The following is an 11,372-nucleotide window of genomic DNA, read 5'->3' as shown; positions in this document are numbered from 1 at the left end:
TTCACGGCCAGCCCCGCGCAAGCAAGTGCGGTCATTGTAAGCCCAATTTACCAAGGGAGCCCAATCCATGAGCCTGTATGGCGTAATGCGCACCGGTGTGTCCGGCATGAGCGCGCAGTCCAACAAGCTGTCGACGGTCTCGGACAATATCGCGAACGTCAACACCACCGGCTACAAGCGGGCTTCGACCGAGTTCTCCTCGCTGATCCTGAAGAGCGGCTCGGGCAACTACGACTCCGGCGCGGTCGAGACTGAGGTCCGCTACGCGATCACCGATGCCGGGCATATGCAGTTCACAACGTCGACGACTGACCTTGCCGTTCAGGGCAATGGCTTCTTCGTCGTGTCGGACGCCACCGGCACGAAGCAGTTCCTGACGCGGGCGGGCTCCTTCGTGCCCGACAGCCAGGGCAATTTGGTCAATGCGGCCGGCTTCTATCTCATGGGTTACCCCGGCGCCGTGTCCAACATTTCTTCGAACAGCACCGCCGGAATGCAGATCGTCAACGTCAATCAGGCAAAGCTTCAGGCCACGCCTTCGACCACGGCGACTGTCAACGGCAATCTGGACCCGAGTGCGGCCGTCATCGCCGGTCCGCCCACCCCGGCGTCATATTCATCGAAGAGCTCGATCGTGGCCTACGACAATATCGGCCGGCCCGTGACGCTCGACGTCTATATGTCGAGGACCGCGACAACCGCCACCCAGGATACCTGGCAGGTCCAGGTCTATGATTCCGCGACTGGCACTCCGATCGCGGGTGCCTCCGGAACGTTCAACTTCGACACGACCGCGGTCGGTAAGGGCGCGCTGATCGGTCCGTCGACGCTCTCGGTGAACGTTCCAAACGGGGCCGCCATGACCATGGACCTGTCGGCCATGACGCAGGTGGCTTCGAGCTTTAGCTTCAAGGCCACCGTCAACGGCAATGCTCCGTCCTCCGTCGAAAAGGTCGATATCGACGACAAGGGCGTGGTGAACGCGATTCTTCAGAATGGAACGCAGATACCGATCTACACGGTGGCGCTCGCCAACGTCCCGAGCCCCGACAACCTCACACCCGAAGTCGGTAACGTCTATTCGGTCAGCCTCAACTCCGGAAACCTCCAGATCGGGAATGCCGGCACCGGCGGCCTCGGCACGATCCAGTCTGGCGCCCTCGAGGACTCCAATGTCGATCTCGCTGACGAGCTGACCTCGATGATCGAGGCGCAGCGCGGCTTCACCGCGAACTCGAAGTCGTTCCAGACCGGCGCGGATCTGCTCGACGTCGTCGTCAACCTGAAGCGCTGATACCGGCCGAGAGCGCGCCAAAGAGCCAGCCAAAGAGCATCTCATGTCCCTCACTGCCGCTCTCGACAATGCCCGCTCCTCGCTCATGGCGACGGGCATCCAGTCGTCGGTCGTCTCGCGCAACATTGCCGGCGCGAGCCAGACCGGCTATTCGCGCAAGACCGCCGTGTTGGACACGTTCCCCAACGCCGGCGTCTATGTCGCCGCGATCCAGCGCGCCGCGAGCGCCGGCCTGTTCACCAACGTCCTGACCGCGACGTCGGCGTCCGCGAGGCAAACTGCGATCTATGACGGTCTTCAGAAGATCGCGGCCTCCACAGTGGACGATCCGGAGCTCGATCAGTCGCCGACCGCCGAGCTCAACAAGCTGAAGCAGGCGCTCCAGCAATATGCCAACGCCCCCGACAACACGACGCTGGCGCAGGCTGCGGTTTCTGCGGCCAAGGACATGGCGACCTCGCTCAACGAGGCGACGAACACCGTGCAGTCGGTTCGCGAGGGCGCCGATGCTGACATCGCGACCTCGGTCGCCAACATCAACCAGCTCCTCACCCAGTTCGGCACCGTCAACACCGCGATCGTGAAAGGCACGATCGCCGGCGACGACGTGACCGACTATCTCGACCAGCGCGACAGCATCGTCTCGAAGTTGTCGCAGGAGGTCGGTGTCTCCATGTCGATCCGCGCCAATGGCGATGCGGCGCTATACACCGACAGTGGCGTCGTGCTGTTCGACAAGACGGCGCGGACGGTCAGTTTTGCGCCGACCAACGCCTACACGCCCGGCACCACCGGCAATGCCGTCTTTATCGATGGTGTGCCTGTGACTGGGGCCAATTCCGTCATGCCCCTCAAATCGGGCAAGATCGCGGGCCTTGCCGATCTCCGCGACAATGCGACGGTCACCTATCAGAGCCAGCTCGACGAAATCGCGCGCGGCCTGATCAGTGCCTTCCAGGAGACCGATCAGTCCGGCGCCGCGCTGCCGAACGTGCCCGGTCTCTTCACCTATCCCGGAGCACCGGCGATGCCTGCGAGCGCAACCGTGTCGGTCGGCCTTGCCGGCACGATCACGATTGCGGCTTCCGTCGATCCGGCCTCGGGCGGCAATCCCAATTTGCTGCGCGACGGTGCGATCAGCGGCAATGCGGCCTATAATTACAACACGGCCGGCAATGCCGGCTTCTCGACCCGGCTTCAGCAGCTCATCGACGACATGGATGCGCCGCAGCCATTCGATCCTGCAGCCCAGGGCAAGCCGAGCGGCGGCGTGATCGATTTCGCCTCGTCGTCCGCGAGCTGGATCGAAAACCAGCGCAAGACGGCCGACGACGGCGTCCAGTACCAGAACACGTTGCTCGACCGCAGCAACTCGGCGCTCTCGAACGTCAACGGCGTCAACATGGACGACGAGATGTCTCTGATGCTCCAGGTCGAGCGCACCTATTCGGCGTCGTCGAAGCTGATCTCGACCGTCGACAACATGTTGGACAGCCTGCTAGCCGCCGTGGGGACATCATGATGAGCGCGAACTACATCTCGACCTACATGCTCTCCTCGGCATTGAGGTACTCGATCACGAACAACCAGAGCTCGCTGAGCCAGGCCACCAAGGAAGCGACCACCGGCCGGTTTGCCGACGTCGGCCTCCAGCTCGGCGTCTCCACCGGGCGCGACGTCGCGCTGCGGGCGGACATGAACTTCATCGACCAGATCGTGGACACCAACGGGCTGGTCTCGGGCCGCCTCGACGTGACCCAGAACCGGATCACGCAGCTCGGCTCGACCGCTCAGGACTTCCTCAAGAATATGATCGCCGCGCGCGATGCCAACAATGGCGCCAGCATGATCCTGCCGAGTGCGTCCGCCAACCTGCAGGACCTCATCGGCGCGCTCAACGCCTCCTACAACGGTTCCTATTTGTTCGGCGGTCTCAATACGCAGAACGCCCCGATCGCAAACTACGCGGCCGGCTCGACCAGCAAGAACCAGGTTGACGCGGACTTCCTGGCAGCGCCGCCCACGGGCTTCGGCTTCACGCAAAGCGCGGCGGGCGTGAGCAGCATTACGCCTGCCCAGATGCAGAGCTTCCTCAACACCACCTTCGATGCGGAGTTCCAGAGTCCCGCCTGGAACACCAACTGGTCCTCGGCCACCAACCAGCCGCTGAGCAGCCGCATCTCAACGACCCAGATCGTCAATACGTCGGTCAGCGCCAACCAGCAGGGTTTCCGCCAACTCGCCGAGGCCTACACCATGCTCAGCGATCTCGGTAACACGAACCTGAGCCAGGCGACGTTCCAGACCGTCGTGGACAAGGCCATCAGCCTCGTCAGCGGTGCGATCGACAATCTCGCGGTGCTCGGCGGCAGCGTCGGCTCGATCCAGCAGCAAGTCTCGACCGCGACCGACAAGCTGAAGATCCAGCACGACATTCTCAACCAGCAGATCGTCGACATGGAGAAGGTCGATCCGACCGAAGCCTCGGTTCGCGTCAACACGTTGCAGAACCAGATCGAGACGGCACTCGCGCTCACCTCGCGGATGCAGAAGATCAGCCTCATCGACTATCTCTGAGCCGGAGTGTTGGCCGTTGCCTTGTCGTTCGGTTTCCTGCGCAGAGTGGTTCAGATGACGTTTGAAGCTTATGAAGCGGTCGTGGAAGACAGCAGCCTTGAGGCGCGAGGACGCGAGCGGATGGCCTTGACGCTCGGCATCGACCGGTTGGAGCGGCTTGGCAAGGGTCTGTTCAGTACCGAGGATCTGGTCGAAACCCTGCTTTATGTCCGCCGCTTGTGGGCGATCTTCATCGAGGATCTCTCGCATCCGGACAACGGCTTGCCCGAGCAGCTCCGCGCCGACATCATCTCGATCGGCCTGTGGGTCATCAAGGAGGCCGATCGCCTGCGCGAGGACAAATCGAACGACGTGGTGCAGCTCGTCGAGATCAACCGCGTGATCCGAGACGCGCTCTGATGAAGATATCCTTGCGCGCGGGCGAGCGGATCTACGTCAACGGGGCGGTGCTGCGTGTGGACCGGAAGGTCTCGCTTGAGCTCGTCAATGACGTGATGTTCCTTCTGGAAGGCCAGGTCATGCAGGCGGCTGAAGCCACGACGGCGCTGCGCCAGCTCTATTTCATCGTCCAGCACATGCTGATGAACCCGACCGACATCGTCGATGCGGCTGCGCTCTACGGGCAGCATCACGCCGCCCTGCAGGCGGTCTGCGAGAACCGGCAGATGCTGGAGGGCCTCGCCACGATCGACGAGTTGGTCGGAGCGAGCCGTTACTACGAGGCCTTGAAGCGGATTCGGGCGCTGTTCCCGGTGGAGCAGGCGATCCTGGCCGGCTCTGCGACCAACGTTCCCTTCGAGGCGGCCTGACAGCGGAGAGACTCATGAACGTCACCAGCGCAACCGACGCGACCAGCACGCAGTCGACCTCGACCGGGTCCACCACCACGACGGCGACCAACACGGTCGACTACAACACCTTCCTTCAGCTCCTCATCGCCGAGATGAAGAACCAGGATCCGACCAATCCGATGGACACCTCGCAATACATGAGCCAGTTCGCGCAGCTCTCGACGGTCGAGCAGGCCATGCAGACCAATTCGAAGCTCGACGCGCTGCTTTCCTCCTCGGCGCTGTCCCAGGCCGACGGGTTGATCGGGCACACGGCGAGCTATACCGACAGCAGTGGAACGACGGTGAGCGGCAAGATCGCCTCGGTCTCCATCAACACCGACGGCGCGGTCGCCACGCTCGAGAACGGTACGCGCATCCCGGTCGGCGCCGGGCTTACCATCAGCTAGGCCATGAACGAGAGGGACGCCCTCGACATCGTCCAGCAGGCGATCTGGACGATCATCATCGCCTCGGGTCCGGCGGTCGGCGCGGCGATGCTGGTCGGCACGATCATCGCGCTCATCCAGGCCCTGACCCAGGTCCAGGAGGTGACGCTGACCTTCGTTCCGAAGATCATCGTCATCCTGCTTGTCGTGGCGGTCTCCGGCTCCTTCATCGGGGCGCATCTCTCCACCTTCACCGAAATGGTGTACGCGCGGATCGAGCACGGATTCTGAGGCGCGGCGTGCCGCCGCCATCCTCGCGTAAGCTTTGCGCGGCAGATTGCGCGGCAGAATTCTCCTGCCGGTGACCTATGGCCGATACGTTGACTGCGAGCCTGCCGACCCCGCGACGACTTGGCGCGGACGTCTTCTTCGCGGGCGGCATCGTGGTCATGCTTACGATCCTGTTCCTGCCGATCCCGCCGATGCTGATCGATCTCGGCCTTGCGGTCTCGATCGCGCTCTCGGCGCTCATCCTGATGGTTGCGCTGTGGATCCAGCGCCCGCTCGACTTCTCGGCCTTCCCGACCGTGCTCCTGATCGCGACGATCCTGCGGCTGGCGCTGAACATTGCGACCACCCGCCTGATCCTGTCGCGGGGCGGGGAGGGCGAACAGGCCGCCGGCTACGTCGTCGCCGGATTCTCCAAGTTCGTCATGGGCGGCGATTTCGTCATCGGCCTGATCATCTTCGCGATTCTGGTCACGGTGAACTTCGTCGTGATCACCAAGGGCGCGACCCGTATCGCCGAGGTCGGCGCCCGTTTCACCCTGGACGCCATCCCCGGCAAGCAGATGGCGATCGACGCCGATCTGTCCGCCGGCCTGATCGACGACAAGGAGGCGCAGCGCCGGCGCCGCGAGCTCGAGGAAGAGAGCGCGTTCTTCGGTGCGATGGACGGTGCCTCGAAATTCGTGCGGGGCGACGCCATTGCGGGCCTGATCATCACCGCGATCAACATTTTCGGCGGCATCGTCATCGGCGTCACGCATCATGGCCTGACGCTCGCGCGCGCAGCCGATGTCTACACCAAGCTGTCGGTCGGCGACGGCCTGGTGTCGCAGATGCCGGCGCTGATCGTCTCGTTGTCGGCGGGCCTCCTGGTCTCCAAGGGCGGCACCAGGGGATCGGCGGAGCAGGCCGTGCTGCGCCAGCTCGGCGGCTACCCGCGCGCCGTCTCGGCAGCCGCGCTGATGATGTTCGTGCTGGCGCTGATGCCGGGGCTGCCGCTCTTGCCCTTCGCGCTGCTCGGCGCCGTCATGGCCTTCGTCGGCTATTCGCTGCCCAGGCGCCAGGCGGCCGAGCAGCGCAAGGCGGAGGCGCGCAAGGCCGACGAGCGGGCCCAGGCCGAGGCCAAGGAATCCGTCAAGGAATCGCTGAAGACGGCGGAGATCGAGCTCTCGCTGGGAAGCCAGCTCTCGGTTCATCTGCTCGGCTCGCGCGGCGAGCTCGCTCATCGCGTCGCCAAGATCCGCAAGAAGTTCGCCAAGCAGTACGGCTTCGTGATCCCGGAGATCAAGCTCACCGACAACCTGTCGATCGATCCCAAGGGCTATCAGATCCGCATCCACGACACGCGGATCGCCCATGGCGAGCTGCGGCTCGGCGAGGTGATGGTGCTGGTGGACAAGGACGGCAAGCCCGACGTGCCCGGCGACGAGGTGATCGAGCCGGCCTTCGGGATGAAGGCGCTGTGGGTGACCGAGGCCTTCACGGACGAGGTCAAGCGGCAGGGCTGCAAGCCGGTCGACAATCTGTCGGTGCTGCTCACGCATCTGAGCGAGGTCATCAGGGCGAACCTCGCCCAGCTCCTGTCCTACAAGGACATGCGCGGCCTGCTCGACCGGCTCGACCCCGAATACAAGCGCCTGGTCGAAGATCTCTGTCCGTCGCAGATCTCATATTCCGGGCTGCTGGCGATCCTGAAGATCCTGCTCGCCGAGCGCGTCTCGATCCGGAATCTCCATCTCATCCTCGAGGCGATCGCCGAGATCGCGCCGCATGTGCGGCGCTCCGAGCAGGTCGCCGAGCACGTGCGGATGCGGCTTGCCCAGCAGATTTGCGGCGACCTCTCCGACAGCGGCGTGCTCAACGTGCTGCGCCTCGGCAATCGCTGGGACCTCGCATTTCACCAGAGCCTGAAGCGCGACGCCAAGGGCGACGTGGTCGAGTTCGACGCGGATCCGCGCCTGATCGAGCAATTCGCGACCGAGGCGAGCGCGGCCGTCAGAAAGATCACCGAGAAGGGCACCAGCGTCGTACTGGCGGTGACCCCGGAAGCCCGTCCCTATGTCCGCATGATCCTGGAGCGGGTGTTCCCGACCCTGCCGATCCTGTCGCATGTCGAGGTGGCGCGCAGCGCCGAGATCAGGGCGCTTGGAGCGGTGTCGTGATCAGTGGTCTTGCGGACAGCGTTCTGGCCACCTTCATCGTGTTCTGTCGCATCGGCGCCTGCCTGATGCTGGTGCCCGGCTTTTCCAGCGTCAACATTCCCGTTCAGATCCGCCTGTTCGTCGCGATCGTCACCACTTTCGCGCTGGCGCCGATCCTGGTCGCGACGCTGAAGCCGCTCCTGGCAGACGCGCAGCCGCTCACGTTGGCTTCGCTCATCGGCTCGGAGCTGTTCACCGGCAGCATCATCGGCATCGCCGGGCGCGTGTTCTTTCTTGCGCTTCAGACCATGGCGACCGCGATGGCGGGTGCGATCGGGCTTTCCAACATTCCGGGAACACCGGTCGGCGATACCGATCCGGCGCCGGCGCTGGTTCCGCTGATCATGGCGGCCGTGACCACGCTGTTCTTCATGACCGACCAGCACTGGCAGGTGCTGAGGGGACTCATGAATTCCTACGAGGTCTGGCATCCCGGCGACAGGCTCGGCGGCGATGTCGCGCTTTCGCAGCTCGTCAACCGCCTTTCCGAAGCCTTCGTGCTGACGCTGCGGATCACGAGCCCCTTCATCGTCTACTCCGTCATCGTCAATCTGGCCGTCGGCCTCGTCAACAAGCTGACGCCGTCCATCCCTGTCTATTTCATCTCGGTGCCGTTCGTCCTGCTCGGCGGGCTCTTGCTGCTCTATCTGACGAGCGATGAGCTCCTGACGCAGTTCATGATCGGCGTGACGTCGTTTCTCGCGGAATGATCGATGACGTCACGTGCGGAAAGGGTCACGCGCATGGTCTCGCTGATGAAACTGCAGCTCCGGCTCTCGGAATGGCAGCTCGTGCAGCTGAGGCAGCGGGAGCAGCACTTGCAGGACGAAGAGGTCTATCTGGTCGAAACCCTCAACGGCGCAGAGCTGCCGGCCGGCTCGTCGAGCTATTCGATCTCGCGGCGTCTTGCGGCCACCAGCGCCGGCGCTCGCGCCGTCCAGGCCGAAGCCGAGAAGCAGCTCGGCCAGGTCCATGCGCAAAGCCGGCGCGTGAAACATCTCGAGCAGGTCGCAAGAGGCGTGATCGCGAGCAAGCAGCGCGAGGTGGAGATGCGCATCCTCGAGGAGATCACCGGCGCGCACGCCGGTGTGCGCGACTGGACCTCCACAAGCAGCTAGACGGAGCCGATGCATGATCGTGACACCGACACCCGACGTTGTCCTCGACGTCCTGGAGGCCGCCGACCCGGTGACGCAGCGTGCGGCCATCGCGAAGCTCGATGCGCTGAAGTCGTCGGGCACCGATTTCGCTGCCACGGAAACCGAGGTCGCCAGGGTCGCGAGCGTCGCAGGCGATCAGGCGGCGGCAAAGCCGCCAGAGGCCTCGCTCGACTCCTCGAATGCGGTCGCACCGGTGCGGGTGATCAAGGCGCCGTCCTCGGGCGACGTTTACCGCAAGTTCGAGGCTTTCGTTCTCCAGGTTTTCGTCGAGACGATGTTGCCGCAGAATGCGCAGGACCTGTTCGGCAAGGGCACCGCGGGCGGCATTTGGCGCTCGATGCTGGCCGAGCAGCTCGGCAACCAGCTCGCGCAAGGCAAGGGGATCGGGATTGCGAGGCAGCTTGCGGCTGCGCATCCGGCATCTGCCGATGGCAAGTCGGGAAAGGCCGGATGATCTGGGCGGACTTGAAATGAGTGGGGAGGTGATTTGAGATGCAGGCAGAAGAACGCGCGACGAGCATGGTGGAGCAGCGGGACACGGAGACCGTCGGCTTGGGCGGAGCGGCGTTACCCGTGCATCTGCCGGATGTGCGCGCCGAGCCCTCGCCCGCGCCGGTCGATCCCTCCAAGTCCGACGAGGTGCGTGGCCTGCTCGCGGCGATCCGGCGGCTCGAGAGCGTCATCGAGGAGGAGACGCTCGCACTCCAGACGGGCAAGAAGATCGATTTCGATGATTTCAGCACGCGCAAGAGCCGCAGCATGCTGGAATTCGTTCGCCTGATACGCGCGCAGCTCCACCTCGGCGTGGAGGCCGAGGTCACCGACGAAATTCAGAATCTGCGGCGGAAGCTCGAGAAGAACCGCGCGGTCCTCGAGATGCACTACGACGCGGTGCGCGAGGTGGCCGAAATCATCGTGCGGGCGATCAGAGAGGCCGAGTCGGACGGCACCTATAGCGGCAGGACCTCGCAGGAGGGCAAATGATCAGGCTGCTCTTGACCGGGCTCTGGGTATGCATTCTCACCGCGGGCGGAAGCTACGCGGTCGCCTATTGGAAGGAGAACGGTGGCTTGATCCACAAGGACGAGTACCTTGACGGCCTCCAGTACCAGAAAACGCGAGCGCTTAGCGTGCCGATGGTCGAGAACGGCAGCGTGCAGGGCTACATCGTCGCGCGGTTTGTCTACACAGTCGAGGCGCGGACGATGCATCAGCTCACCGTTCCGCCGGATCCGTTCGTCGTCGATGAAGCCTTCCGCAAGATCTATGCGGACGATCGCCTGGATTTCAGGAAGCTCGCCCGTTACGACCTGTCCATCCTGACAGCCGCCATCAAGCAACGCGTCAACGAGCGCATGCAGGCCGACGTCATTCAGGACGTCCTGGTCGAGGACTTCAACTACGTCTCGCGCGACGAATTCCAGCCCAAGCCGTAGCTGGAAAGAGCAGATCTCTCCTCCTCGTCATTGCGAGCACAGCGAAGCAATCCAGTCTGTCTCCGCGGAGGGATTCTGGATTGCTTCGCCGCGCTCGCAATGACGGAGAATGGACAGGCACACGGTGCCTGCGCGACCTGAGCGCAGGGACCGTGCCTGATCTAGGCTCTCGGCTAGCCGCCGGCGGTGTATGCGGCCGGGCTGGCATGCGGCCGGTTGAGGAGGATGCCGACGTCCTGGAGTTCCCCGATCGGCTCGTCGATGGTCTCGCTCACGGGGATGTCGAGCCGATAGCCGACGTAGCGCCGCGCCACGATGGCATCGAAGCCGAGGCGATCGCGCAGCTTCTTGCGCAGCTTGCTGACATGGCTCTCGATGACGCTCTCGTCATAGGCCGCCTCGAAGATGCCGTAGACCGCATTGAAGATCTGCGTCTTCGTGATCCACTTGCCGTGGTTGCCGACCATGTATTCAAGGATGCGCAGCTCGCGGCGGGGCAGCGTTAGCGCATGCCCGCCGATCTCCGGGTCGCGGCCGTTGAAGAAGACCTGGATTCTGGTCTCGCAGGGCCGCGGACTGTCGCCCATCCGGCGGCGCGCGATCGCCGCGGTCCTGGCGAGAATCTCGCGCAGGTGGATAGGAACGTGCACGACGTCGTCGACGCCTGCCTCGAACAGCTCCAGCGTGTTCTTGAGCATCTTCAGTCCGCTCAATGCGATAATCGGAGCCGATGATCGCTTTCGTACCGCGCGCGGAAGGCTTCCGCGCGCATCGACATCCCCCAGGAGGAAGGCGTCGACGGCCTCGAGATCCGCTTCGCTTGCGGATTGCAGCCAATCCCAGAATTCTCCGGAGGAGAAGCCGATCGACGAAACGCCTTCACGAACGAGCCCTGCAATGTAGCTGTTCGCCACGCTTTCGCGATCGTCAACGATTATATACATCAGTCTTTCGCCCCTGTTTCGCACTCGCTGAGATCCCGCCGGGAAGACTTCTGTGATGCCCCGGCGGAACGAACGGCCATGCTGTTTGACGACATTCCCCCGCGAACGCTTGTTATGGTTCGGTGATGATGTTCGCGGGCAGCCCTACGCATTCAGCGCCTGCGGTCTGCAGGCCTGTTACGCCACTCGATACTGAACGCTTACGAAGTGAGGCTCGGCGAGCGCCTTACGACGGCCTCGCGGAGCAGACGAG

The 11,372-nt window shown here is 63.7% G+C and carries 14 protein-coding genes; 13 read left to right on the top strand and 1 reads right to left on the bottom strand.

The annotated features are described in order from the left end of the window. The first annotated feature begins 67 nt into the window (after positions 1-67). The 13 genes from NLM33_RS20390 (at position 68) to NLM33_RS20330 (ending at position 10,175) form a co-directional block, all read left to right on the top strand. Positions 68-1,294 (top strand): flagellar hook protein FlgE, encoded by a 1,227-nt coding sequence (locus NLM33_RS20390; RefSeq protein WP_254098044.1) that lies wholly within the window; start codon positions 68-70, stop codon positions 1,292-1,294. A 43-nt stretch (positions 1,295-1,337) separates the two neighbouring features. Then, entirely contained in the window at positions 1,338-2,816 is a 1,479-nt protein-coding gene (gene flgK / locus NLM33_RS20385; RefSeq protein WP_254098042.1) for a flagellar hook-associated protein FlgK, read from the top strand. After that, positions 2,813-3,871, top strand: a complete 1,059-nt coding sequence (locus NLM33_RS20380) for a flagellar hook-associated family protein (RefSeq protein ID WP_254098040.1) — start codon at positions 2,813-2,815, stop codon at positions 3,869-3,871. Before flgK ends, NLM33_RS20380 begins: the two co-directional genes overlap by 4 nt. 54 nt (positions 3,872-3,925) lie before the next feature. Further along, the gene (gene flaF / locus NLM33_RS20375; protein ID WP_254098038.1) at positions 3,926-4,270 is read left to right on the top strand and encodes a flagellar biosynthesis regulator FlaF; all 345 of its coding nucleotides are present in this window, start codon (positions 3,926-3,928) and stop codon (positions 4,268-4,270) included. Then, positions 4,270-4,680: a flagellar biosynthesis repressor FlbT gene (gene flbT, locus NLM33_RS20370; RefSeq protein WP_254098036.1), complete on the top strand. Its 411-nt coding sequence runs from the start codon at positions 4,270-4,272 to the stop codon at positions 4,678-4,680. Before flaF ends, flbT begins: the two co-directional genes overlap by 1 nt. A 14-nt stretch (positions 4,681-4,694) precedes the next feature. Beyond that, on the top strand, positions 4,695-5,111 hold the full coding sequence (gene flgD / locus NLM33_RS20365) for a flagellar hook assembly protein FlgD (RefSeq protein WP_254098034.1): 417 nt from the start codon (positions 4,695-4,697) through the stop codon (positions 5,109-5,111). Between the two features lie 3 nt (positions 5,112-5,114). Beyond that, positions 5,115-5,381: a flagellar biosynthesis protein FliQ gene (gene fliQ / locus NLM33_RS20360; protein WP_254098032.1), complete on the top strand. Its 267-nt coding sequence runs from the start codon at positions 5,115-5,117 to the stop codon at positions 5,379-5,381. A 77-nt stretch (positions 5,382-5,458) separates the two neighbouring features. Beyond that, positions 5,459-7,540, top strand: a complete 2,082-nt coding sequence (gene flhA, locus NLM33_RS20355) for a flagellar biosynthesis protein FlhA (RefSeq protein WP_254098030.1) — start codon at positions 5,459-5,461, stop codon at positions 7,538-7,540. Beyond that, the gene (fliR, locus tag NLM33_RS20350) at positions 7,537-8,289 is read left to right on the top strand and encodes a flagellar biosynthesis protein FliR (protein ID WP_254098028.1); all 753 of its coding nucleotides are present in this window, start codon (positions 7,537-7,539) and stop codon (positions 8,287-8,289) included. The genes flhA and fliR overlap by 4 nt, the downstream gene beginning before the upstream one ends. Positions 8,290-8,292: 3 nt before the next feature. Then, a complete protein-coding gene (locus NLM33_RS20345; RefSeq protein ID WP_254098026.1) occupies positions 8,293-8,697 on the top strand; it encodes a hypothetical protein in 405 nt (134 codons plus the stop codon). A 13-nt stretch (positions 8,698-8,710) separates the two neighbouring features. Next, positions 8,711-9,193 (top strand): rod-binding protein, encoded by a 483-nt coding sequence (locus NLM33_RS20340; RefSeq protein ID WP_254098024.1) that lies wholly within the window; start codon positions 8,711-8,713, stop codon positions 9,191-9,193. A 38-nt stretch (positions 9,194-9,231) separates the two neighbouring features. Then, positions 9,232-9,723 carry a flagellar biosynthesis protein FlgN gene (locus tag NLM33_RS20335; RefSeq protein WP_254098022.1) on the top strand — a complete coding sequence of 164 codons (492 nt, stop codon included), beginning with the start codon at positions 9,232-9,234 and terminating at the stop codon, positions 9,721-9,723. Next, positions 9,720-10,175: a hypothetical protein gene (locus tag NLM33_RS20330; protein ID WP_254098020.1), complete on the top strand. Its 456-nt coding sequence runs from the start codon at positions 9,720-9,722 to the stop codon at positions 10,173-10,175. The genes NLM33_RS20335 and NLM33_RS20330 overlap by 4 nt, the downstream gene beginning before the upstream one ends. A gap of 173 nt (positions 10,176-10,348) precedes the next feature. Here NLM33_RS20330 and NLM33_RS20325 read toward each other — a convergent pair whose 3' ends face one another. Then, on the bottom strand, positions 10,349-11,119 hold the full coding sequence (locus tag NLM33_RS20325; protein WP_254098018.1) for a response regulator transcription factor: 771 nt from the start codon (positions 11,117-11,119) through the stop codon (positions 10,349-10,351). Between the last annotated feature and the right edge of the window lie 253 nt (positions 11,120-11,372).

It is taken from the genome of Bradyrhizobium sp. CCGUVB1N3, from assembly GCF_024199925.1.
Classification (GTDB): domain Bacteria; phylum Pseudomonadota; class Alphaproteobacteria; order Rhizobiales; family Xanthobacteraceae; genus Bradyrhizobium.
The sequence above is the reverse complement of the archived record's forward strand: the minus strand, read 5'-3'. Positions and strand labels throughout refer to the sequence as shown.